The organism is Chryseobacterium carnipullorum (assembly GCF_900142785.1).
In the GTDB taxonomy this organism is placed as follows: Bacteria; Bacteroidota; Bacteroidia; order Flavobacteriales; family Weeksellaceae; genus Chryseobacterium; species Chryseobacterium carnipullorum.
Genome location: NZ_FRCD01000009.1, coordinates 114,053 through 136,456, shown reverse-complemented (window position 1 = coordinate 136,456; position 22,404 = coordinate 114,053). Strand labels below are relative to the sequence as shown.

Below are 22,404 nucleotides of genomic sequence, written 5' to 3'. Positions count from 1 at the left end.
AAAAAAAGGACATGGTAACAAGAACTATTTTTAGAAAGATCGCTCAATTGTATGACGAATTAGAGTTAAGGATCAACGAAGTGTATGACGATGATGAAGACATGGTCAAGGTCGCAGAGCGTTCACTGATACTGATCGATGAATCCATCAGAAAGTTAAAGGAGATGATCACCAACCATCATTTTGAAACCATCGCCGAAGAGGTTCATTTCTTCAAAAAACTAAAGCCTCAGTTCATTTCAAAATTCATCTACTATTCCACAATTTTAGACCTCGAATCCCATAAACCGAGTGCCGGGAACAAGACCTTGAAAAAATATTACGAGGCAGAACAGGAAAAACTCAAAAGCTTTTATCTGGAGCAAGCAGAATTTTACGGCTATTACCGTAGAGAGGCTACCTATCTAGATCATAAGGTCTTTGTCAGGAATTCATACGACCTGAAAATGAAATTATCATTCGGCTTCTACAATTTTGACACCAGCTTCACCACTTCTCATGATCATCTGGTAGCAAGATTCATGGCCAGCCAGCAGATGGACAAATACCTGAAAAAACAACTTGAAAACTTAAGTGATAATGTCAGCACTAAAACCTTGTCACCATTGGTATGGTCTGCATCCAAGGTCGGATTGATCGAGCTTGTGTACGCCCTATATCAGATGCGCTGTTTCAACGGGGGGAATGTAGAACTCAGTGAGGTCATCAAATTCGTGGAAAGATCTCTGGACACGGATCTGGGCAACTTTCACAAAACGATATTTGAGATCAGGAACCGCAAACAGGGTCCAACGAAATTTCTGCATTTGGTCAGTGACCATCTCAATCAGCACTTCCTGAATACTGAAGGTGAGTGATTTTTTTGAAAACCTTAAATGGTCTACCTCCATTTAAGGTTTTCCTTGATCTTTATTGATCAGATGCTGTAGATCTGGATCATTTGAGATTCTCTCCATTTCATCATTAATGATCATCAGTATATCAGCTTTAATATTTTTATAGTTGGCTGTGATTTCTTCCTGCATGCAATCCTGTCCTTGCCCATCAATAAATGAACGGATCTGAGGGATCTGCTGATAGTCTTTTTCCTGTGCAGAAAGTTTAACGGTGTCAACGACGATTTCTGAATGGAATATTTTCTGTTCGATCCTTTCATCGAAATTATCTGAGACGGCACCGACAAAAAATCCCTGTGTCAAAGTCGAGATCTTAGAGGCCGGGATCAGGCTGTCCAATTGTGTTGAAATGGATGTTGAAGTATCATTTCTATTGATGGAGATGCTTTGCCTTTTCTGCAAAACCTTGCCAAATCTCTCTGACAGGGCTTTTGCAGTTTCTCCAACCACCTGTCCGCTGAAAATATTCCCAACGGTGTTTTGGATCACTTTGCTTTCCTTATCGCCGTAATCCCTGGTCAACTGTGAAAAATCCTGAAATCCCAGACAAACAGAAACCTTGTTGCTTCTGGCGGTTGCGATCAGATTATCCAATCCTCTGAAATAAATCGTAGGGAGCTCATCAATTATGACCGAGCTTTTTAGCTGTCCTTTCTTATTGATCAGTTTGACAATCCTTGAGTTGTAAAGTCCCAGAGCTGCTGAATATATATTCTGCCGGTCAGGATTATTTCCTACACACAAAATCTTCGGTTCCTTCGGATTATTGATATCCAACGCAAAGTCATCCCCTGTCATTACCCAATAGAGTTGCGGAGAGATCATCCGCGACAAAGGGATTTTTGCCGAAGCGATCTGCCCCTGCAACTGATCCTGTGCACCGCCCTGCCAGGCATCCATAAAAGGGGAGAGGTAGTTCTCCAATTCGGAGTAAGAAGTGAGAATCGTAAAGACATCCTCGTATTTTTTGTTCAGCAATTCAATGGCGTGTGGAAACGTACAGTATATCCCACCTTTGTAGATTTTCAGAAACCAAATGATCGCAGCTAAAAGGATAATAGGGCTTTCCACGAAAAAGTCGCCCTGCTTTTGTATCCAGCTTCTGTTGAGATTCAGCATAATGGTATAGGCTGCTTCATAAGCATCAGAAATATCCGTCATAAAGTTCGGGTTTAGGGGATTGCAACGATGGCTTTTTCTAGGATCGTCAAAGTTGATGATATAGAATTTAGGTTTTACCGAATATCCCTCTGAATGATTTAACAGATGGTTGTAAGCAATGGTTGAAAGGTCATCGAACTTAAAATCATAGATATACATGGAAAATCCTTTTTCAATATGCTGTTTTATATAGTTGTTGACTACAGCGAATGATTTTCCCGATCCAGGCGTACCCAGAACAATGGTAGCGCGAAAAGGATTCACTACATTGATCCAACCAGGATGCCATTTCCCTTGATAATAAAACTTAGTTGGTAGATTGACAGAGTATTCGTTATAAAGAAGTTTTATTTCCTGTTGGAAGCTTTCATTTTCGCTGTTGAATACATCATCCATTAGATGATGTTTCAGAAGTCTGCTCATCCACACACCAGCCATCATCAAGAAAATATAACCCGAACCAGTTGACAGCATATATAAGGGAACCACAAAGTCCGATGACAGTTTTAAAAGGGGTATGCTAAAAAAGAATAATAATACACCCAAACCCAAAGCAACATATATTTTGTTCCAGGTGATCTTTTCATTTTTCACCCCTTTGGTGCCAAGGCAACTCAGGCTCAACAAAAGCACTGCAAAAAGTTTTGAATACAGTGGTTTGCTAAATAATCCTGCTGCCCGATCAAAGTTTTGAAGGATCTTATTGACAAGATTTAAAGTCCAGCCGCGTTCTTCAAAAAAGCCATAGCAATACCAATACAAATGCATCACAACCAAAATAACACTGACCGTTCTCATAAATGCCATTATTTTGGCAAGTCCTCTTAAATCATCTTCTCCCTGCATAACTGTAAAGTTTAATTTTAGACAATCAATGTATTGTGCCTTGATCAGGTACCGGAAATGTGGCAGCCTGTGGCATTGTATGCATACATTTGGCGTTGAGTAACAGGTAATGTTATTTCAAATTTCTATCTTTAAAAATTGTTATAAAATAAAGGCTGATCAATGATAAACGGTATTTCTTCACATATTTTAGAAAAGTGGCTTCGCGCCTGGACCTTGTCACGTCAATTGCCACTACCAACAAAATTTAAATCAGGTTTTAAAGTTGATGTCGGTTATGAGAAGCAAAAGACGCGGTATATATTTGCAGAGCTTAATGACGATTTTATACAACTTACAAAAACTATAAAAGAAACCTGGGTGTTCCTCAAAGTCTGCGCTGCTCCTGAAGATCTTATAAATGTAATCTCTGATCAATGGGTGATTCAACCACAAGGGTACATGATGAACTGTTCTTCACCAATGAATATTCAAAAAATTACCCTGCCTGCTAACTACAAGGCTGATGTTAAAAATTATAATTCAACTACCCTAATAAAAGTGCTGACGAAAGAAGGGGAATTGGCATCGATAGGTCGTATTACAATAGTAGAGGATTTAGCTATATACGATAGAATTTCTACTGAAGAAAATCACAAGCGAAAAGGTCTGGCAACGTATTTGATTGCGGAGCTTGAGAAAATTGCGGTATCACAAAATGTTCATGAAAATTTTTTGGTAGCAACAGAGCAAGGCAGATCACTTTATCAATCGTTAGGGTGGAAAGTTTGTAGTCTATATACATCAATTGTCATCCCATCTTAGAAATACTCATATTATTCGCTCACCTTGATCTGTTTTTCTTTCTTTTTTTCTTCAATTGGTTTGCAAAATCCTGTTCTTCATAATCTTCGCCTTGTGTTTCTGGAAGTAAACCACCTAATGCTTCAAATATGCTATCTCCGTGTTTTTCAGTATGTAAGAAGTCAAATAAATGATGCGTTTCTTCAGCAGGCAAATTCTCCTTATTGTTGGACTGTGAAGCTTTTGGTGACTGGTCATCTTTTGTAAGGTCGGCTTTGATGTTATCGTTCCAATAATCATTAAAGGTGTTAGCAGAAAACTCTTTGCCTAAGCGTGACCCGTTCCAAACGCTTTTAGAATGATGATCGATAAAAGTTATTCCATAGATCCTGCCGTTGTCATTTTTACGGACAACAGTATCAATTCCCTCTTTTTTCAATTTCTTTTTAAATGCTTGCTCATCTTTCGAAGAATGATGTGCTTCAATAATCGATCTTTTCAAATTTTGTTTGAGCGGTTGATCATTACTTTTGTTTTTACAAGCAGTGAAGTGTTTTTCGAGAGCATCGATTCCTGCATTTTTCCCGAACAAAGATGCTTTAAAAGGATTTCCTGCTTTTTTTCCTTGGTCATCTAAAGGAAAATAAAGCAATCCTCTTTTTATTTGGCCTTGTAATTCGCCCTCCAATTTCTCCGCAGTAATATTGAAAACAGATAGCAACGCATTGTATTCCCCAAAGGATTGAAATTGATAGTAGGAGGGTATATGTCGTATGACGGATGCAATTTGACTTTTGATATCTCCAGATTTATAATCGATCGGTCGAAAGATCTTTTGATTTTGCTGAGACTTCTTCTCAACTGCGGATATCAGACCGAATTTTTTTTCCAGTTCCCGGCAGGCTTTCATTGATCGGATCTTTTCAAATTGATCGGATATCTTTTTTCCATCTTCATCAACACAAACTGAAACAATATGGATGTGGCTGCGGTCGATATCGGTATGCTTGAACACGATAAAAGGCTGATCGCCATAACCCATTTCATTCATATACTTCTCAGCTATTTCTTTATATTTTTCATCAGAGACCTTGTCGTTAGGATCAGGATTTAAGGAAATATGCAAGGTATGTTTTTCAGTATTTCGGTTTGCCAATAAATAAGGCGCAAATGATCTCGCTAATTGAGCAACAGAATACTTTCCATCAGCTGTTTCAATCATTTTGTTGGTCATCAGAATTTCTCCTTTATCCTGGTTCATTTTTGAATTATTATAGGACAATGTGCCAAAAAGATTACTGCTTCTCCCAATTTTCGCGATCATCTTATTCTGGATTTTTCAAATGCTTATGATCAAATTCTTCTATCAACTGCATCACTTTTTTGAAAATCTCCACCATTTCTAAAGTCTGTTTTTCCAATTTATAAAGGATAGCCGATGCTTTTTTCTCAGAAAAATTAGTGTACAACAGTTTTACCATCTGATTATAGTTCACTCCGACAGCCCGAAACTGGCTGTGAAATGAGGTCAACCGCATATAGAAATCGGTTGTTCCTTTGTCCACCTTCACGGTCTTGATCGTCTTTTCAAATATGCAAGCTGTTATAAAATGAGCCTTCACTTTCATTCCCGACTTATCAAAAAGTTCAAGAAAGCGGGTATGTTCCACCTCATTAAATGAGATCGTATATCGAATCTTGGCAGGATCAGCCTTCGGACGGCGTCCTGTTTTTTTCTGTGGTTTACCATTATGATCCTTCATAATCTATCTAATTAATTATTAAAACATCGACTTCGGAGATTGTTTTTCAGCTCCCGGCAGGGCAAGTTGTTTTGAGCATCCGAAAACGTTTCGAGATGCTCAAAACACAACTTGCCCCTTTCGGGTGAAAGGATTAACCTACAATACAATAGATTCAATCCAGCATTGCAGGCTCTTCCTATTTGAAAAGATTTACAGTATTAATCCATTCAATCACCCTTTGACAAAGTAAAACACAATGATGCACAGATTCTCTGATGTTCATAAAGCCAAACAAAACCATTGCAAGACAAAGACAACCACTCAGAAGCTGAGTGCAGCCGGATGTTATTTATTTGTGCAAGAATGTCAGCAGGACTGATGTATGGCAAAATCGTTTGAGATCTAGATAGCTAGCATTCCAGCATTCAGGAATTCAAGCTTTCCGGTTATACGGAATTTCCAAAGGACAGAGATCAGTCAGGAATTACAACCTGACGGAAGAATGGGGTCTATTCAAGAAAGACCAACTGACTGATTGAAAGATTACCCCAATTCCTGAAGTCAGATATGCTTTCAGTTGTGCAAGATTTAAGGAAAGCTGGAAGTAGCGCAATCCTTCTCGCCATAAGTCATTCTACAATTACCTTTAACTAATGTTCAACTATAAAATCAAAAAAATGGAAACAAAACAACAACCAATAATTATTGCCTTTTCTACTCAAAAGGGAGGGGTAGGCAAAAGTACTTTCACAGCACTTTTAGCCAGTATTCTTCATTACCGCTTAGGGTATCAAGTCGCAGTGTTCGACTGTGATTTCCCGCAGTACAGTTTGGTACAGATGAGAGAAAGGGATCTTAAAACAGTGATGCAAAATGAGGTGCTAAAAAAAATCGCTCACAAGCAGTTTACCAGTATCAATAAAAAAGCCTATCCTGTTTTCCAGAGCAAGACCGATACGGTTTTGGAAGAGCTTGAAGGATATGTTGCTAATTCAGCACTATCACCAGACGTTATTTTTCTGGATCTGCCCGGAACAGTCAATACGGCTGGCATTTTAAGTACGCTCGCCAATGTCCATCATATTTTTTCCCCTATCACGGCAGACCGGGTTGTTCTTGAAAGCACCCTGAGTTTCACGGATGTTCTGACCAATGTCCTGATGAAGAAAAAGCATACCGAGATCAAAAGCATCCATCTTTTCTGGAATCAGGTCGATGGCAGGGAGCGAACACTTTTGTATGAAAACTATGAGAAAGTGATCAAAGATCTTGGGCTTCAACTGATGAAAACCTCTATCACAGACAGCAAGAGATTTCGTAAAGAAGGTGAGACGGTCGCAAAAACCGTTTTCCGCTCGACATTACTGCCGGCAGACCCTAAACTAATGTCATTATGCCGGCTCGATCAGTTTATGGAGGAGTTTTTAAATATTGTCAAATTATAAGGGTATGGAAAGTAAAAATAATAAGGAAGACAAAAGCATCGACGAACAATATCTGATGTCCATTATGGCGGGCAGCACAAAGAATGAGTCTCCGAACCAGGAGCCGCAGTCCCGACAGGAAAAACAGGAGGTCAAACAAAAAATAAAAAGCAAAAAAAGCATTGGAAACACTTACGCTGAGCAGTTTTTGACCCATCACACGATGACCAAGCGTGGTGATAAGAGTATCTACATCCGTCCTGAATATCATGAGCGACTTTCCCGAATCATCCAGATCATTGCCGACGACCAGATCCCTCTGTACGCATATCTCGACAATGTATTAGCGCATCACTTCGAAACTTTTGAAAAAGAGATCACCGATGATTTCAATAATAAATACCGTCCAATCTTTTAATCTATCATCTTATGGAACAATTTATCATCATAGGGCTATTACTGATTATTATCTTACTACTGTGGGATAAGAAATTTACAAATCAGCATCCAAAGGAAAAAAGTGCCGAAGCTCACCTAACTGTGCCCTCTATTATGGGAAAAACAAAGATAGAAGAGAGAAAACCAATGCCATTTGATATCGATGAACGCCAAGGCGACTCTATCTCGCCTACAGCAGATAATTTTGATTCAGAAACCAAGGAGGAGGTATTTGAAAATACGGCTTCAAAGAAAGAACTTGACGAGATACTAGTCAAAAATAATGATTGGGAATACGAGGAAGAAGACTGGCAGTACCAGGATGATTCTAAAATAGAAAGCGGGTTTGCTACAGGGGTTACCTTTCAGGAATTGAGTACTGCGGGACAGCTGCTTCAGCAAGATGTGCTGGAGCCTGACTTAGAACAACAAGCAGTTACCATTATTCAAAAAATTCAGGGAACCGAGCTTTTTGATCTTTTAGAAAATTCGTTGGATGGCGCTTCAAAGCGAATTGCAGTTTTGCTGAGCCAGAGTATTTCAGATGAAGATGAGGAAATTTCTTTTAAGCGTAAAGATAATGCAGAAGGTTTCGATATTGGGGAGTTTGTTTAATCAGACTCCTTTTTCATTTTGTAATATTACCATAGAAAAGCTTCTAACGATAAATCTTGTGCATAATTCCTGTCTTAATTACCAATAGTATCATTTATCGTTACAGATTCTCAATATAACTCTCATATTCACTCTTGGCAAGAACTTCCTCAGGTGTCAGCTTATAAATATCCTTCCAGGAGTCAGCACCATATTTTTCAACATATTTAGAAATGATCCTAAAACCCAGCCAATAGTATAAAGATTTTGGAGCATCAGGAAAAATTTTTAGTTTATCGTTTCTTAGTAGGGGATTATCTCCGGACTTATCTGAAAAATACGATCTATTTTTTGTGTAGATCTCTTTTTCGTGTTTCATAAACCATTCCCATTCTGCTTTCGACATGTTTTCCACTGCCTCGTATGGAGTGATTTTTCTATCAAAAAAGATATAGGTGAAATAACAAGCGAATCCCTCATCAATAGTTTGGCTAAGGGCCGTGTCTTTATCTGAACGCTTATTTCTATATTTTTCATACACCAAATGATTTAATTCATGAGGCAGCCCCTTGTTTAAGGTGTGATCAATATCCAAAGATTTATTATTGAGTTCCAGCGCAAACTGTTCGAAATTACATCCCCCGAAACCGATTCCGTCGAAAGGAGTTAAAACAATACTCATCTTGGCTGTCGGACTTTCAGGAACAAGCCGATTAAATTTCTTAAGATTAGTTTTAAGCAACTTGTCTATGTTTAATTTTAACAATAAGTTGGTTCGTTCTACTATTAATGATTTTTCTTTTTCGAGAAGCGTTCTATTCCAATCCATCATACCCTTTTCATTGTTAAACATCTTTCCGTTATCCTCTCCAAAGATAGCACCATAGCAGCTGTCCCAAAGTTTCCTATGGGGCAGATAAACTTTGCTAACGATCATTGTTGAATCAAAATCCTTAGATCTATGTGCCAAGATCTGGGATTTAAACAGGTTATGGACTGTAATATTCTGAATTTTTATGCTATCCGCAACTTTCTCAATCCTTCTGAAATCAAAATCGGATGTGTCCTTTTTGCGTGCAATGCAGCTAAAGAGCAGTACGCTAATTGTTAACAAAAATATTTTCTTCATAATCGATGGTAGTTCTTTGGTCATCTATTTTTATAAATTCAAAGATGTTTTTAGTATGACAATTGGAAAGGTTCTAATATTACATAGCCTATTCAAAAGATATTATTAATTCATTTCTGTAAAGCAATTACGAAAGTATTTTGAACACATAACAAAAAATCAAAGACATAGCTGTACTTAATGGTATTGGCGATGTTCGTGTTGGTTTCTCTCAACAATGTTGAGACTTTTGGAACCCTCCTTAAAGGTTTCATAAAATTGCTTCATTCTTCAAAGATTTTATCCGAAAAAACCTTCGATCTCTGCCTTATCGGTTTTGATCAATTGCGACAAGACTTTGGCTTTAGACTGTCTTATTTAACTAACGTTCATTGTTAGTTAAAAGCCAAAGAATTCCCCATACTGCCATTCTCCTAAAATGATTCTAAGACCCTGACATCTTTGTCCCATAGTTCCGCAAAGTGCGGCACACCATAACAAATTGATGTGTTTCAATTATGAAAAAACAAAGAAAAAAACTACTGCTATTAGGTCTAAGCTTTTTAGCAGTAACAGGTGCCTTTGCCCAAGGCAATGGTACCGCAGGAATCAACGAGGCCACGCAAATGGTGACCTCCTATTTTGAACCGGCTACCCAGTTGATCTATGCCATAGGGGCGGTTGTCGGACTGATAGGCGGTGTTAAGGTCTACAACAAGTTCAGCAGCGGCGATCCCGACACCAGCAAGACCGCTGCCAGCTGGTTTGGCGCGTGTATATTCCTGATCGTGGCAGCAACGATCCTTCGTTCATTTTTCCTTTAAAATTTTTGATTATGAATACCTATCATATCAACAAAGGCATCGGAAGGACGGTTGAGTTCAAAGGGTTAAAAGCACAATATCTGTTCATTTTTGCAGGGGGATTGTTGGGGATACTCGTATTCGTGATGGTCATGTACATGGCCGGTGTCAATACCTATCTCTGCCTCACGCTTGGCGGAGCCAGCAGTGGAATCCTGATCTGGCAGACCTTCTCACTGAACGGAAAATATGGAGAACACGGCCTGATGAAATTAGGTGCTCAAAAGAAGCATCCCAGATACATCATCAGTAGAAAGTGCATATACCGCTACATAAAAACTAACCGTCAAAAAGCATCCGTATGAGAAATACCTCCAAAGCCGCAACGCTGGAGAGTAAATTTCCACTGCTTGCGATTGAGAACGACTGTATTATTTCCAAAGATGCGGATGTCACGGTTTGCTTCAAGGTCAGACTTCCAGAACTATTCACAGTGGCCTCCGCTGAGTATGAAGCGATGCATTCAGCCTGGTTCAAAGCTATCAAGACCCTGCCTGATTTTACGGTTGTGCATAAGCAAGACTGGTTTATCAAAGAAAACTACAATCCTGATTTGCCTAAAGAAGACCAGAGTTTTCTGTCAAAATCTTTTGAAAGACATTTCAATGAGAGACCATTCTTAAACCATTACTGCTATCTGTTCATTACGAAAACCAGTAGGGAAAGAATGCGGATGCAGAGCAACTTTTCCTCGCTGTGCAAGGGCAAACTGATCCCAAAAGAGATCAAAGACCGAGAGGTTATCAGTCGCTTTATGGAAGCTGTCGACCAGTTTGAAAGAATTATGAATGACAGCGGCTATGTCCATCTGGAACGGATGACCGAAGATGAGATCTCAGGAACCGACGACCAATCCGGAATATTAGAACAGTACCTGACCTTATCAAGAGAACCGAATCCCTCTTTGCAGGATATCAAGCTAGGATCGGAAGAAATGCGGATTGGTAACAATCGGATCAGTATGCATACATTATCCGATACCGATGATCTTCCCGGCACAGTTTCATCACACAGCCGATATGAAAAACTAAGCACCGACAGAAGTGACTGTCTGCTTTCGTTTGCTTCTCCTGTAGGACTGCTGTTGAGCTGCAATCATATTTACAACCAATATCTGTTCATTGATAACAGCGATGAGAACCTGAGTAAATTCGAAAAGTCCGCGCGAAACATGCATTCATTGGCAAGGTACAGCAGAGCCAATCAGATCAACAAGGAATGGATTGAAAAGTATTTGAATGAAGCCCATTCTTACGGTCTGCAATCCATCCGTGCTCATTTCAATGTGATGTCATGGTCTGATAATACTTCAGAATTGAAACAGCTAAAGAATGATACCGGCAGTGCCTTAGCCTTAATGGAATGCAAGCCACGCCACAATACCACGGATACGGCAACCCTATATTGGGCAGGGATTCCCGGGAATGCGGGTGACTTTCCAAGTGAGGAAAGCTTTTACACCTTCATCGAACCGGCCTTGTGTTTCTTCACGGAGGAAACCAATTATCAGGATTCACCCTCACCGTTCGGGATCAAGATGGCCGACCGGCTGACCGGAAAACCCATTCATCTGGATATCTCCGATCTCCCAATGAAACAGGGGATCATCACCAATAGGAACAAATTTATTTTGGGACCGTCCGGAAGTGGTAAATCTTTTTTCACCAACCATATGGTCAGGCAGTATTATGAACAGGGTGCTCACGTATTGCTGGTGGATACAGGAAATTCTTACCAAGGATTGTGCGAACTGATAAAGGGCAAGACGAAAGGGGAGGACGGTGTGTATTTTACCTATACCGAAGATAATCCGATCGCTTTTAATCCATTCTATACCGATGACGGTGTCTTTGACATTGAAAAACGGGAAAGTATCAAAACCCTGATTCTTACCTTATGGAAAAGGGATGATGAACCACCAACCCGTTCGGAAGAAGTAGCACTGTCCAATGCGGTAAGCGGTTATATTGAACAGATCAAACGCAGTGCTCAATTTCCGTCTTTCAACGGATTCTATGACTATGTAAAAGATGACTACCAGAAAGTTCTGGAACTGAAGAAGGTCCGGGAAAAGGACTTTGACATTGCCAACTTTCTCAATGTGCTGGAGCCTTATTACAAAGGTGGTGAATACGATTACCTGTTGAATTCAGAAAAGCAACTTGATCTCTTGTCGAAACGTTTCATCGTGTTTGAGATCGATGCGATCAAAGACCACAAGATCCTGTTCCCGATCGTGACCATTATCATTATGGAGGTTTTCATCAATAAGATGCGAAGGCTCAAGGGCATCAGAAAACTCATCCTGATCGAAGAAGCTTGGAAAGCAATTGCCAAAGAGGGGATGGCAGAGTATATCAAATATCTGTTCAAGACGGTCAGGAAATTCTTCGGTGAAGCCATTGTCGTGACGCAGGAAGTGGATGACATCATCCAGTCACCGATCGTCAAAGAAAGCATCATAAATAATTCAGACTGTAAGATCCTTTTGGATCAGCGAAAGTATATGAACAAATTCGATGACATCCAGGCGATGCTTGGCCTCACGGATAAAGAAAAATCTCAGGTGCTTTCCATCAATATGAACAACGATCCGAGAAGATTGTACAAAGAGGTGTGGATCGGACTGGGCGGAACCCATTCTGCGGTTTATGCTACGGAAGTTTCAACCGAGGAATATCTCGCTTACACCACTGAGGAAACAGAGAAGATGGAAGTCATGAATCTCGCGTCTGAACTTGACGGCAATGTGGAACACGCCATCAAGAGGATTTCTCTCAGGAGAATCAAATCAACCAAAGACAAATAATACAAACATTTAAAATTTTAAAACAATGAAAAATTTGATCATTAAAACAGCAATGGTAGCCATTTTTGCTACCACAGCCTATGCAAAAGCACAATTCGTAGTCACCGATCCGGCGAATCTGGCATCGGGAATTCTTAATTCCGCCAATGAAATTGTGCAGACCTCATCAACCGTATCGAACGTTGTTAAGAACTTCAACGAAGTCAAGAAGGTTTATGAACAGGGAAAGGAATATTACGATAAGCTGAAAGCGATCAATAATCTAGTCAAAGATGCTAGGAAAGTGCAGCAGACCGTCCTGATGGTCGGCGACGTATCAGAAATATACGTTACCAATTTTAGCAAGATGCTCAACGATCCCAGCTTCAACGCGCAGGAACTGACAGCGATCGCGAACGGCTACTCAGCACTACTGACCGAAAGTACAGAACTGCTAAAAGAGCTGAAGGAGATCATCACTTCTAATGGACTTTCTTTAAATGACAAAGAAAGAATGGATGTGATCGACCGGGTGTACAAAGAGGTCAAAGAGTACCATAATCTTGTAAGATACTACACCAACAAGAACATCTCTGTCAGCTATCTGAGAGCAAAAAAACAGAACAACACCCAAAGGGTGTTGGATCTTTACGGTACTTCAAACCAAAAATACTGGTAAGATGGAAACCACTAATTTACACGAAGTCCTTCGTTCGGTCTATGATGAGATGATGCCCTTGTGTGCCGATATGGCCGCAGTAGCAAAAGGGGTTGCCGGCTTGGGAGCATTATTCTATGTGGCCATCAAAGTATGGCAGTCTTTGAGCCGCGCCGAACCGATCGATCTCTTTCCAATGCTGAGACCTTTTGCCATCGGCATCTGCATTATGTTCTTCTCGACATTGGTACTGGGAAGTATTAACGGTGTGCTAAGCCCGATCGTTCAGGGAAGTCACTCGATGTTGGAGGATCAGGTCTTGGATCTTCATGAACTGCAACAGCAAAAAGATCTTCTGGAGCGGGAAGCCATGCTCAGAAATCCCGAAATGGCCTATCTGATATCGGATGAGGAATTTGATAAGAAGCTAGATGAGCTGGGCTGGTCGCCGTCAGACCTGGTCACAATGTCCGGAATGTACATCGAAAGAGAGATGTTTGATGTCAAGAAGCAGATCAGGGACGGTTTTCGTGAATTCCTTGAGATCCTGTTCCAGTCGGCGGCCTTGGTTATTGACACGATCCGGACCTTCTTTCTCATCGTACTTTCCATTTTGGGTCCTATTGCGTTTGCCATCTCCGTCTGGGATGGTTTTCAGACCACACTGACCCAATGGCTGACGAGATATATCAGTGTTTATCTGTGGCTGCCGGTCGCTGATATTTTCAGTGCCATACTAGCCAAGATCCAAACACTCATCATTGAAAAAGATATTGAGATGCTGGCAGACCCGAACTTCATTCCTGATACTTCCAATACCGTATACATCATCTATATGGTCATCGGGATCGTCGGATACTTTACAGTGCCAACGGTTACAGGATGGATCATTCAGGCAGGGGGCGCAGGAAACTTTATGCGCAATGTCAACCAGACCGCCACAAAATCTGGCAATATGGCAGGAGCGGCGGCAGGCTCGGCAACAGGGAATATTTCAGGCAGACTATTAAAATAAAAATACGATCCAATGGAATTTAAAACTTTAAGAAATATAGAGAGCAGCTTCAAGCAGATCCGCTTATTCACCTTTGTTTTTGCGGTACTCTGCTTTGCAGTAGTGGGCGTTGTTGTTATCAAGTCCTACCAATTTGCTGAAGAACAACGTCAGAAGATCTATGTATTGGATAACGGCAAGTCGCTGATGGTAGCACTCTCGCAGGATATGTCGATCAACAGACCCGTTGAAGCGAGAGAGCATGTAAGACGATTCCATGAATTGTTCTTCACTGTTGCACCGGATAAAAATGCCATTGAAAGCAATGTCAAAAGAGCTTTCAATCTGGCAGACCAGTCTGCATTCGATTATTATAAAGACCTTCAGGAGAAGGGCTATTATAATAGGGTCATCTCAGGGAACATCCAGCAGAGGGTCGAGGTTGACAGTGTGGTGGCTGATTTTAACAATTATCCATATTCGGTCAAGACGTATGCAAGACAGTTCATTATCAGGTCCAGTAATCTGACGATACGAAGTCTGATCACCAACTGTTCATTAGTGAACTCCGTGCGGTCAGACAGCAATCCCCAGGGATTTACCATTGAAAAATTCAACGTCCTTGAAAATAAAGATGTTGAAACCGTTGAACGTTAAAGATCAGAACAATGAAAAAAATAAGAGATAAAATACAATACCACATTTGGTGTGCAGACAGAAAATGGAAGGCACTTCCAAAGAATCGGCAGAGACTCTTAACGAAGTTGTGTTTTGCGGGTTATGCTTTACTAACAGTAGCGGTTCTTATCAATATTTGTATGTCGACTGGGAATAAGACCAATACCATGTTGATCGATCATATCAACACTATTTCAGATCATACTTCTGTGAAAAGATCGGCACAGGATAACAAAGCAGAATCAACCATTAAAAAATAGAGCGATGAAAGATTCAGATAAAATCAAGATCACTGAAGGCGACTCACCGCAATTAGAACGGGAATCAAAAGGCCTTCAAAATATACAATTGGAACGAGTTAAAAAACCGTTGATCTATTTTTTAATGGCAGCAGTATGTGCGGGCTGTTTCTACCTCATCTTTAAGCCCAAGGACGATAAAATTGCGGAAGAGTCAGGCTTCAATGCAGGAATACCACAGGCAAAGGATGATCAAATGCAGTCTGATAAACAGAAGGCTTATGAGCAGCAGCTGTTGGAACAAAAAAATGAGGAGAAGAAGAACGCGATGACCAGTTTATCTGATTACTGGAATGACAGCAGCAACATCGCCCAAAGTTCTGACCAAGCCCTACTGAAAAAAAAATCAGATGGCTTGTCACAGTCTAATCAGAGCGCGGTCAATAGCTACCGCAATGCACAGCAGACTTTGGGTTCATTCTACAGCAGGGATGAGCATGAAGTGAATAACCTCAGAAAAGAAATCTCCAGATTGAAGAACGAAGCTTCCCAAAACAGTGTTGCGCCTGCGGGACTCGGGATCAATGACCAGCTGGAGCTGATGGAAAAATCCTACCAGATGGCTGCGAAATATCTTCCCCAAAGTAGTAGGCAGGAAGATCCTCCATCAAGGGAAGAGGATGTGAAGCAGTCATCTGGAAATAAAATACTGCTTTCAGCAGTAAAACCATCCCATCTAAATGTTGTTTCGTCATTGTACAGGGAACCATCGGACAGTGCCTTTCTGGCTGGCCTGAATGATAGCAGATTATTCGGGGCTCAGACTGATATCAAAACCACGGCGTATTCTAAAAATGCGATTAAGGGTATTGTTCAAGAGACCAAGATGATGACTACAGAAAGTACATTATCAATCAGGCTCTCGGAACGTATGGTGGTTGGCCGCAAAGAAATCCCATCTGGAACCGTACTTAAAGCTACAGGTAAATTTCAGAACGGGAGACTGCAGCTGGTCATCTCATCGATCGAATATCAGGGCAGTATTTATCCTGTAGAGATCAATGTTCATGACAATGACGGGCAGCTGGGTCTGTCGATCCCGTCTTCACAGGAACAAAACGCAGTGACAGACATTGTAGGAAGTATGGGGCAAACTTCGGGTACCAACATTATGATGACGCAGTCGGCAGGTCAACAGATTGCTGCAGATATGAGCAGGGGTCTGGTGCAAGGCCTATCAAACTATTTTCAAAAACGGGTGAGGCAGTTAAAAGTTACAGTAAAGGCTGGTCATGAGGTGTTTCTTGTCCCCAAAAAATAACCAATTAAATAATAAAAAAATGAACAAAATAAAAAGCCATTACCTATTGATGATCGTACTTATGTTTTCGCTGAGCAGACTGTCTGCTCAGGATTCCATTTTAATGTACCAACCACTGGAAGAGGCAAAGTTAGAACCTTACAAAATGCAGGTCACCTATAACAAGACCTCACATCTGCTGTTTCCCTCGCGCATTCGCTATGTTGACCTTGGGAGTGATCTCCTGATCGCCAGCAAGGCAGAACCTGTCGGCAATGTCCTAAGGATCAAGTCAGCGGTAAAAGATTTCGAAGAGGAGACCAATTTTTCGGTGATCACCGAAGACGGGAAATTTTACAGCTTTAATGTGTATTACAGTTCATACCCAGATGCACTCAGCTATGATCTGCAAAAGCAGCAGCGAAGCATTGAACAGCAATATTCCACAGATGTGCTGTTTGAAGATCTTAATGGAAATTCCTCATCTCTTACGGATTTGATTATGGAAAACCTCTATGAAAAAAGCGGTAGAACCATTAAACACATCTCTTCCAAAAGCTATGGTATACAGTTTTCAGTCCGGGCATTATACGTGAATGACAATAAATTCTATTTCACATTACAGGTTAAAAATAACAGCAATGTGTCTTTCGATATCGATTTGATCAATTTTAAAATTGTTGATAAGAAGAATTTGAAAAGAACGGTTGTGCAGGATAAACTTTTAGAGCCGCTCCGTGTTTACACACCAGTGACTTTGGCATTTCACCATTCCGATATATCAGGGGTTTATCTGCTGGATCAGTTTACCCTTTTAAAGGATCAGGTTTTGGAAATTGAAATTCTGGAAAAGAATGGCGGAAGGCATCAGAAGATTCAGCTTGAAAATAAAGACCTCATCAATGCCAGACTGATCGGCGGTTTAACCATAAAAACGAAGTAAGATGAAAAGGATATTTTTATTAACAGCATTGCTGCTAACGATAGGTATTAAGTCGTTTGCCCAGCAAATGATCCCCAAGCAAAAAGGATTTGAAATATCATATTCAGTATTTCCGCAATCGCCTGAAAAGCAAAATTATGCCTTAACTGCAGGGCTAATCTCATACGCAAAGAACGGTAATTATCTTTTCGGACTGGCTGAGTACAGCAGAAAATACGAAGAATATAACAATTATGATATTCCGATCGATACTTTCACCTTCAACGGAGGTTACAGTCTCTATCTGTGGGGAGATCGGATGAGAAATGTCAATATCAATGTGGGTATCGGCGGGATTGCAGGTTATCAGCTGATCAATAGGGGAGATGAAATGATCTACGACGGCTCCATACTTAACTCAACCGAGAGTTTTATTTACGGCGCAAATGGTAAACTGTCCATAGAAAGTTATCTGACAGACCATTGGGTCTTTTTGGTCAATGGGCAGTTACGCTTTTTGCAAAACAGCCAGCTTGGTCACTTCCAGTCGCTGTTTGGTTTCGGAACGCGGTATAATTTTTAAATAATTTATAGGATGAAAAATTTGATCAATAATCAATTCTTGACATTATTCAAGTATTCGATGTTAATTTTATTAATCGGTTTTGTCTCTACTTCCTGTCAAACCAACGATCTGGAAATTCAACAGGATTTTCCTTTTGAAGTTCAAATAATGCCCGTACCCAGTGACATAGCAGAGAATGAAACAATAGAAATTCGTATTTCACTCATTACTCCTTCGAACTTTAATGGAACAACATACAGTATTCGCTACTTCCAGTATGAAGGCGCTGGTCAGCTTCAATATTACAGCGACCCACCATATCTACCGAATGACGAGTATCTACTAAAGCAAAAGCAATTCAGATTATACTATACATCTAAAGCTTCCGAATCACACCAATTCAGTATTTGGATCAAAGATAGTTTTGGAAATGAAAAAAGGGTAGATTTTGAATTTGACAATGCGTCGTAAAATTTTTAAGTGACTTATGACGGCTTGGTTTTAAACCAAGCCGTTTTTTATTAGGACGGTCAACGCAAAATCAGGTCAATATCGGCAATGGAAGATATGTTGAAGATCATCATCAATGAATTAAAAATTCATTCACAAACCTCACAACTTTTATGAAATTGGACGGCAATGTGTGGCAGGTCATAGTAGTTGTATCATATCTATCTGCGAAAAGACGTTTCCGACCTTCGGAAGGAATTGTCTTTTCGCCCGAATTTGAAAATACACGACAATTTTAATATTGCCGTGTATTTTATTAATTACAAAAACTATTTATAAATGACCCTGGTCGGCAAACGATAAATGACCGGTTGACGTCAGGATGCAATGATCCAGTAATTTAATGTTAAGGAATTCGGATGCACTTTTAATGCTTTGAGTAATTTTCAAATCCTCGGCAGAAGGTTTCAAATTTCCGGAAGGATGATTGTGAGCCAATATCACAGCTGAAGCGTTGCAAAGCAGTGCCGCCTGCATAATGATACGGACATCGACCACCGTAGAAGAAATTCCCGATTCAGAAATTTTCCTGATCCCTAAAACCTTATGAGCCTGATTGAGATACAGGGCAAAAAAAGATTCTCTATAATCCATTTCATCACGGTCAAAGTGCTGACGGAATACATCTACGGCATCCCGTGAACTACCGACCAATTTCTCAGAATTTCCTTTTCTGGAATAGCTTAATTTTATCTCGTTGACAATATTAAATTTCATAGGAGTTGCTCTTGTACGGCAGAGACTTGAATTTCCCGTACTTAAATTTTAAAACTGATAGTTAATTCATAATTAAAGTTTCTGCGCCAGATCGGGCAAACTTGTCGCAAAGGTCAAAAGCCTTTTGAGACTTTAACTGTGCGGTTCCTCCCAAGACGATGGACTGAAGTTTGGCTTCATTATCCTTGTAATTTCGGACGTTCTGAAAATAGCCTGTAACAGCATTGTAAGCACCAAACAAAGTTCCTTTAGTGGTTTCCATTTGTTGGCTTTCGCTGATCATCGCATAGGCGAATGCATCATCAACGGTATTTTTAAATACGGTTGACAGATCATCAAAATTTCCTTTTTGTAAATGGTTCAAGGTTTCTTTATTAGGACACAGTGCCAACTGAATTAATTTTTTTATTTCATCATCCCCGACGGTGATTTTTGCCCAATGATTAAAAGTACTTTCCAATTCAGTACTCAATTTATTCGCTAAACCCATCACTTTGTGAGCATCTTCCAAACGCTGTTTTGCGCCTGCGGTATGTCTGATCCGCACCACATTGCTCATATTTTTTAGGGAAGCATTTAAAGTGTTCTGACAGACAATTCGCACAGGGGTAAACGCGGCGGTGATGCTTCCGCTTCCGTCGTGGGAGGTGGTTAGGAAAATATATTTTTCCATAATATCGTCACCATTTCCAACACGGATATAATCAGGTAATTTAGCCGTGATAAAAATGCGTTCACCATTTCCCAAAGCTCCTGCCGTCTCGTACAAGATTCCTTGTTCACCACCTACAATAGCATCAAAAAATGAAAAGGCTTCACGATTTTGTACGATGTGGTAATCTTTTCCGACTACGCCTAAAATGGTGTTGTTATCGGTGCGAATATTAGCGAAATAGTTTGAAACTTCCAATTCTGAATCGATCATTTCTATGCCGTTGGTATTTTCGATAATGCCGGCACCTTTAGTAAACAGGGGAGACTTTTCAACCTCGTAGTCAAGTCCTGCAAATTTGATGGCTTCTTCACTGGTCGGGTAGTCCTTTACGACCTGCCCCAAGTTGTGCCATGCTTTTTCCTGTACGCTGAAAAATGAATATTTTCCTGTTCTGTTGTTGAAATTTAAATTGTGTGCCATGATGTTGGTATTTTGATTGTTAGAGAATTTTGTTTGGTTGTTTTAAAATGGGAGGTCATCATCCTTGTCGCTGGAACTAGAATTAGAATTAGAAATTTCCTTCTCAGCTGTTTTATTCGACGTAGCAGACTTGTTTTCAGTTCGCTTATTACTGCTGTGAACTTTGATCTGTGAGGTGTGGAAATTCAAACCTGCATGAGGCTCTCCGTCCTTGCCTAACCAAGCAGAGGTGTATGCTCTACCGCTTAATTCCACCAAAGTGCCTTTTGTTAAAAAGTCCGCAACTTTCGGAGAGATCCAATAGGCGCATTCAAAATACGTGGTCTGTTCGATCCGTTCGCCTTGCTTGTTGCGATAATTGTCATTCGTAGCAATTGAAAAATTAACTACCTTTTTTTCATTTGGCAAGTTGCGCACTTCCGCATCCCTTGTCAGTCTTCCGATAATGTTCATAATCGTAGGTTTTTAAAGATTGTACATTTTGATCTGTTCTCAATCTCTTCTCCGTCCTTTCTCTGAAAGCCCTTTGGGCTTCGCTGAATATTTTTCAAAAGAAAAACCGGAAAAAAGAAAGCAGATAATTTTAGCGGGCAAAGGGGAAAGCCAAAAGGAAACGGAATAATTGGAGGGTACCTTCAGGGAGGAAACCGTTTATGCCGTAGTCTTTTGGCTGGCAGAAGAATAGATGGACGATATACCTTAGCTGCCTTTTTACCGGTTTATTATGAGAAATTTTTATGACTGTAAAATCGAAATAAAATCATATCAGTAAACAACTGATCAAAGAATTCGAAATGAGGATACGTTCTAATCTACAGTGAATAAGGATAATTTGTTTAATGCTCTAAAGAACAATTTCTCAAGAGGTAACAAACTTTCAGAAAATACGAAACGCTGTCTCGTATTTCTACTGTGAAAACATATTATGAAATCCCGTTCCATAATTATTTATTGGCATCGTCAATGTTTATTAAATTTAAATGAAGTAAATAGAGGGATAACAATGAAAGCTGGCATAAATTGTTAAACTTGTCGAAAACAGATTTTATTTTTATTTACCTTTAACGGCAAATAAATGATATATTTGCACATATAAATAATGTAATTTTTGCCGATGAAGGCTATCTAGAATCTTATGAAATATATATCAGTAGCAGAATTTTCCAAAAAATGGAACATACCTGAAAGAACTGTCAGGAATTACTGTGCGCATGGCAGGATTAACGGTTCGTTCTTAACTGGTAAAACCTATAATATTCCAGAGGATGCGCTTCCTCCTTCAAAAGAAAGTAAAAAGAAGTTTAGTAAAAATCCTTTGCTGAACAAACTGAAGGAAGAGAAAGAAATGAAGCTCAAGGGCGGCATTTATCACAGAACCCAGATCGATCTGACGTACAACTCAAATAGAATAGAAGGAAGTAGGCTAACATTAGATCAGACAAGATATATTTTTGAAACAAATACGGTCGGGGTTTCGAAGGAAAGTATCAATGTAGATGACATCATAGAAACTACAAATCACTTTAGAGCTATTGATCTCATAATTGATAAGGCTAAATCAAAATTAACTGAATCATTAATAAAAGAGCTTCATTTCTTACTAAAGTCCGGAACATCTGATAGTGCTAAAGACTGGTTTAATGTTGGGGAATACAAGAAATTGCCGAATGAAGTTGGAGGTAATGAAACTACAGCACCGGGCAAAGTAGCAACTAGAATGAAAGAGATTTTATCTGAATACAACGATATTCAAAATAAAACCATTGAGGACATTATTGCCTTTCACTATCAGTTCGAAATTATTCACCCTTTTCAAGACGGAAATGGTCGTGTTGGCAGATTGATTATGTTTAAAGAATGCTTAGCTAACAACGTTATTCCATTTATTATTGATGAAGAGCTAAAGCTATTTTATTACAGAGGATTACAGGAATGGGAAAATATTAGAGGTTATCTTCTTGATACCTGCCTAACTGCCCAAGATAACTACAATGCCATTCTGAAATATTTTGAAATTCAAGAGTAAAAGCACATCTAAGC

24 protein-coding genes are annotated in these 22,404 nt (G+C 39.8%); 17 read left to right on the top strand and 7 right to left on the bottom strand.

Going from position 1 to position 22,404, the window contains the following annotated elements; translation table 11 throughout:
- The first annotated feature begins 11 nt into the window (after positions 1–11).
- A complete protein-coding gene (locus BUC06_RS11800) occupies positions 12–857 on the top strand; it encodes an RteC domain-containing protein (RefSeq protein WP_073334100.1) in 846 nt (281 codons plus the stop codon).
- A gap of 33 nt (positions 858–890) precedes the next feature.
- On the opposite strand, the gene mobC is transcribed toward BUC06_RS11800, so the two are convergent.
- Positions 891–2,903 carry a conjugal transfer protein MobC gene (gene mobC, locus BUC06_RS11795; protein ID WP_073334098.1) on the bottom strand — a complete coding sequence of 671 codons (2,013 nt, stop codon included), beginning with the start codon at positions 2,901–2,903 and terminating at the stop codon, positions 891–893.
- 162 nt (positions 2,904–3,065) lie between these two features.
- Between mobC and BUC06_RS11790 the strand changes: the two genes are divergently transcribed.
- Positions 3,066–3,707, top strand: a complete 642-nt coding sequence (locus BUC06_RS11790) for a GNAT family N-acetyltransferase (RefSeq protein ID WP_073334096.1) — start codon at positions 3,066–3,068, stop codon at positions 3,705–3,707.
- A gap of 19 nt (positions 3,708–3,726) precedes the next feature.
- On the opposite strand, the gene mobB is transcribed toward BUC06_RS11790, so the two are convergent.
- Positions 3,727–5,010: a conjugal transfer protein MobB gene (gene mobB, locus BUC06_RS11785; protein ID WP_073334094.1), complete on the bottom strand. Its 1,284-nt coding sequence runs from the start codon at positions 5,008–5,010 to the stop codon at positions 3,727–3,729.
- Position 5,011: 1 nt separating this feature from the next.
- Positions 5,012–5,449 (bottom strand): conjugal transfer protein MobA, encoded by a 438-nt coding sequence (gene mobA / locus BUC06_RS11780; RefSeq protein ID WP_073334093.1) that lies wholly within the window; start codon positions 5,447–5,449, stop codon positions 5,012–5,014.
- 659 nt (positions 5,450–6,108) lie between these two features.
- On the opposite strand from mobA, the gene BUC06_RS11775 reads away from it, so the two are divergent.
- The 3 genes from BUC06_RS11775 to BUC06_RS11765 are packed head-to-tail and all read left to right on the top strand — an operon-like array spanning position 6,109 to position 7,908.
- Entirely contained in the window at positions 6,109–6,876 is a 768-nt protein-coding gene (locus BUC06_RS11775; protein WP_073334209.1) for a ParA family protein, read from the top strand.
- A gap of 4 nt (positions 6,877–6,880) precedes the next feature.
- The gene (locus BUC06_RS11770) at positions 6,881–7,273 is read left to right on the top strand and encodes a DUF3408 domain-containing protein (protein ID WP_073334091.1); all 393 of its coding nucleotides are present in this window, start codon (positions 6,881–6,883) and stop codon (positions 7,271–7,273) included.
- Positions 7,274–7,284: 11 nt separating this feature from the next.
- The gene (locus BUC06_RS11765; protein ID WP_073334090.1) at positions 7,285–7,908 is read left to right on the top strand and encodes a hypothetical protein; all 624 of its coding nucleotides are present in this window, start codon (positions 7,285–7,287) and stop codon (positions 7,906–7,908) included.
- A 100-nt stretch (positions 7,909–8,008) separates the two neighbouring features.
- On the opposite strand, the gene BUC06_RS11760 is transcribed toward BUC06_RS11765, so the two are convergent.
- Positions 8,009–9,040 (bottom strand): DUF2268 domain-containing putative Zn-dependent protease, encoded by a 1,032-nt coding sequence (locus BUC06_RS11760; protein WP_228423707.1) that lies wholly within the window; start codon positions 9,038–9,040, stop codon positions 8,009–8,011.
- A gap of 473 nt (positions 9,041–9,513) precedes the next feature.
- On the opposite strand from BUC06_RS11760, the gene BUC06_RS11755 reads away from it, so the two are divergent.
- Genes BUC06_RS11755 through BUC06_RS11710 form a run of 11 tightly spaced genes read left to right on the top strand, consistent with a single transcriptional unit; the run spans position 9,514 to position 18,473 of the window.
- Positions 9,514–9,819 carry a DUF4134 domain-containing protein gene (locus tag BUC06_RS11755; RefSeq protein WP_073334088.1) on the top strand — a complete coding sequence of 102 codons (306 nt, stop codon included), beginning with the start codon at positions 9,514–9,516 and terminating at the stop codon, positions 9,817–9,819.
- Positions 9,820–9,830: 11 nt separating this feature from the next.
- Positions 9,831–10,163, top strand: a complete 333-nt coding sequence (locus BUC06_RS11750) for a DUF4133 domain-containing protein (protein ID WP_073334087.1) — start codon at positions 9,831–9,833, stop codon at positions 10,161–10,163.
- Positions 10,160–12,667, top strand: coding sequence for a TraG family conjugative transposon ATPase (locus BUC06_RS11745; protein ID WP_073334085.1), 2,508 nt, complete (start codon positions 10,160–10,162; stop codon positions 12,665–12,667). The genes BUC06_RS11750 and BUC06_RS11745 overlap by 4 nt, the downstream gene beginning before the upstream one ends.
- Before the next feature lie 25 nt (positions 12,668–12,692).
- Positions 12,693–13,325, top strand: coding sequence for a DUF4141 domain-containing protein (locus tag BUC06_RS11740; protein WP_073334083.1), 633 nt, complete (start codon positions 12,693–12,695; stop codon positions 13,323–13,325).
- Between the two features lies 1 nt (position 13,326).
- A complete protein-coding gene (gene traJ, locus BUC06_RS11735; RefSeq protein WP_073334082.1) occupies positions 13,327–14,319 on the top strand; it encodes a conjugative transposon protein TraJ in 993 nt (330 codons plus the stop codon).
- Between the two features lie 12 nt (positions 14,320–14,331).
- Positions 14,332–14,955 (top strand): conjugative transposon protein TraK, encoded by a 624-nt coding sequence (gene traK / locus BUC06_RS11730; RefSeq protein WP_073334080.1) that lies wholly within the window; start codon positions 14,332–14,334, stop codon positions 14,953–14,955.
- Positions 14,956–14,966: 11 nt separating this feature from the next.
- Positions 14,967–15,236 (top strand): hypothetical protein, encoded by a 270-nt coding sequence (locus BUC06_RS23560; RefSeq protein WP_139263351.1) that lies wholly within the window; start codon positions 14,967–14,969, stop codon positions 15,234–15,236.
- A gap of 4 nt (positions 15,237–15,240) precedes the next feature.
- Positions 15,241–16,536, top strand: coding sequence for a conjugative transposon protein TraM (traM, locus tag BUC06_RS11725; RefSeq protein ID WP_073334079.1), 1,296 nt, complete (start codon positions 15,241–15,243; stop codon positions 16,534–16,536).
- Positions 16,537–16,555: 19 nt separating this feature from the next.
- Positions 16,556–17,458 carry a conjugative transposon protein TraN gene (traN, locus tag BUC06_RS11720; RefSeq protein ID WP_073334077.1) on the top strand — a complete coding sequence of 301 codons (903 nt, stop codon included), beginning with the start codon at positions 16,556–16,558 and terminating at the stop codon, positions 17,456–17,458.
- A gap of 1 nt (position 17,459) precedes the next feature.
- Positions 17,460–18,020 (top strand): conjugal transfer protein TraO, encoded by a 561-nt coding sequence (locus BUC06_RS11715; RefSeq protein WP_063970927.1) that lies wholly within the window; start codon positions 17,460–17,462, stop codon positions 18,018–18,020.
- A gap of 12 nt (positions 18,021–18,032) precedes the next feature.
- Positions 18,033–18,473 carry a TraQ conjugal transfer family protein gene (locus tag BUC06_RS11710; RefSeq protein WP_073334075.1) on the top strand — a complete coding sequence of 147 codons (441 nt, stop codon included), beginning with the start codon at positions 18,033–18,035 and terminating at the stop codon, positions 18,471–18,473.
- A gap of 312 nt (positions 18,474–18,785) precedes the next feature.
- On the opposite strand, the gene BUC06_RS11705 is transcribed toward BUC06_RS11710, so the two are convergent.
- The 3 genes from BUC06_RS11705 to BUC06_RS11695 form a co-directional block, all read right to left on the bottom strand.
- A complete protein-coding gene (locus BUC06_RS11705) occupies positions 18,786–19,229 on the bottom strand; it encodes a JAB domain-containing protein (protein ID WP_073334074.1) in 444 nt (147 codons plus the stop codon).
- A gap of 61 nt (positions 19,230–19,290) precedes the next feature.
- The gene (locus BUC06_RS11700) at positions 19,291–20,364 is read right to left on the bottom strand and encodes a DUF932 domain-containing protein (RefSeq protein WP_073334072.1); all 1,074 of its coding nucleotides are present in this window, start codon (positions 20,362–20,364) and stop codon (positions 19,291–19,293) included.
- Positions 20,365–20,406: 42 nt separating this feature from the next.
- The gene (locus BUC06_RS11695) at positions 20,407–20,817 is read right to left on the bottom strand and encodes a single-stranded DNA-binding protein (RefSeq protein WP_034979998.1); all 411 of its coding nucleotides are present in this window, start codon (positions 20,815–20,817) and stop codon (positions 20,407–20,409) included.
- 682 nt (positions 20,818–21,499) lie between these two features.
- On the opposite strand from BUC06_RS11695, the gene BUC06_RS24290 reads away from it, so the two are divergent.
- The gene (locus BUC06_RS24290; RefSeq protein WP_063970923.1) at positions 21,500–22,390 is read left to right on the top strand and encodes a Fic family protein; all 891 of its coding nucleotides are present in this window, start codon (positions 21,500–21,502) and stop codon (positions 22,388–22,390) included.
- The last annotated feature ends 14 nt before the right edge of the window (positions 22,391–22,404 follow it).

What these genes read in the sequence shown, in the direction of transcription:
- BUC06_RS11800 (WP_073334100.1), top strand. Translation starts at nt 12, where the DNA reads ATGGTAACAAGAACTATTTTTAGAAAGATCGCTCAATTGTATGACGAA.
- mobC (WP_073334098.1), bottom strand. Translation starts at nt 2,903, where the DNA reads ATGCAGGGAGAAGATGATTTAAGAGGACTTGCCAAAATAATGGCATTT.
- BUC06_RS11790 (WP_073334096.1), top strand. Translation starts at nt 3,066, where the DNA reads ATGATAAACGGTATTTCTTCACATATTTTAGAAAAGTGGCTTCGCGCC.
- mobB (WP_073334094.1), bottom strand. Translation starts at nt 5,010, where the DNA reads ATGATCGCGAAAATTGGGAGAAGCAGTAATCTTTTTGGCACATTGTCC.
- mobA (WP_073334093.1), bottom strand. Translation starts at nt 5,449, where the DNA reads ATGAAGGATCATAATGGTAAACCACAGAAAAAAACAGGACGCCGTCCG.
- BUC06_RS11775 (WP_073334209.1), top strand. Translation starts at nt 6,109, where the DNA reads ATGGAAACAAAACAACAACCAATAATTATTGCCTTTTCTACTCAAAAG.
- BUC06_RS11770 (WP_073334091.1), top strand. Translation starts at nt 6,881, where the DNA reads ATGGAAAGTAAAAATAATAAGGAAGACAAAAGCATCGACGAACAATAT.
- BUC06_RS11765 (WP_073334090.1), top strand. Translation starts at nt 7,285, where the DNA reads ATGGAACAATTTATCATCATAGGGCTATTACTGATTATTATCTTACTA.
- BUC06_RS11760 (WP_228423707.1), bottom strand. Translation starts at nt 9,040, where the DNA reads ATGACCAAAGAACTACCATCGATTATGAAGAAAATATTTTTGTTAACA.
- BUC06_RS11755 (WP_073334088.1), top strand. Translation starts at nt 9,514, where the DNA reads ATGAAAAAACAAAGAAAAAAACTACTGCTATTAGGTCTAAGCTTTTTA.
- BUC06_RS11750 (WP_073334087.1), top strand. Translation starts at nt 9,831, where the DNA reads ATGAATACCTATCATATCAACAAAGGCATCGGAAGGACGGTTGAGTTC.
- BUC06_RS11745 (WP_073334085.1), top strand. Translation starts at nt 10,160, where the DNA reads ATGAGAAATACCTCCAAAGCCGCAACGCTGGAGAGTAAATTTCCACTG.
- BUC06_RS11740 (WP_073334083.1), top strand. Translation starts at nt 12,693, where the DNA reads ATGAAAAATTTGATCATTAAAACAGCAATGGTAGCCATTTTTGCTACC.
- traJ (WP_073334082.1), top strand. Translation starts at nt 13,327, where the DNA reads ATGGAAACCACTAATTTACACGAAGTCCTTCGTTCGGTCTATGATGAG.
- traK (WP_073334080.1), top strand. Translation starts at nt 14,332, where the DNA reads ATGGAATTTAAAACTTTAAGAAATATAGAGAGCAGCTTCAAGCAGATC.
- BUC06_RS23560 (WP_139263351.1), top strand. Translation starts at nt 14,967, where the DNA reads ATGAAAAAAATAAGAGATAAAATACAATACCACATTTGGTGTGCAGAC.
- traM (WP_073334079.1), top strand. Translation starts at nt 15,241, where the DNA reads ATGAAAGATTCAGATAAAATCAAGATCACTGAAGGCGACTCACCGCAA.
- traN (WP_073334077.1), top strand. Translation starts at nt 16,556, where the DNA reads ATGAACAAAATAAAAAGCCATTACCTATTGATGATCGTACTTATGTTT.
- BUC06_RS11715 (WP_063970927.1), top strand. Translation starts at nt 17,460, where the DNA reads ATGAAAAGGATATTTTTATTAACAGCATTGCTGCTAACGATAGGTATT.
- BUC06_RS11710 (WP_073334075.1), top strand. Translation starts at nt 18,033, where the DNA reads ATGAAAAATTTGATCAATAATCAATTCTTGACATTATTCAAGTATTCG.
- BUC06_RS11705 (WP_073334074.1), bottom strand. Translation starts at nt 19,229, where the DNA reads ATGAAATTTAATATTGTCAACGAGATAAAATTAAGCTATTCCAGAAAA.
- BUC06_RS11700 (WP_073334072.1), bottom strand. Translation starts at nt 20,364, where the DNA reads ATGGCACACAATTTAAATTTCAACAACAGAACAGGAAAATATTCATTT.
- BUC06_RS11695 (WP_034979998.1), bottom strand. Translation starts at nt 20,817, where the DNA reads ATGAACATTATCGGAAGACTGACAAGGGATGCGGAAGTGCGCAACTTG.
- BUC06_RS24290 (WP_063970923.1), top strand. Translation starts at nt 21,500, where the DNA reads ATGAAATATATATCAGTAGCAGAATTTTCCAAAAAATGGAACATACCT.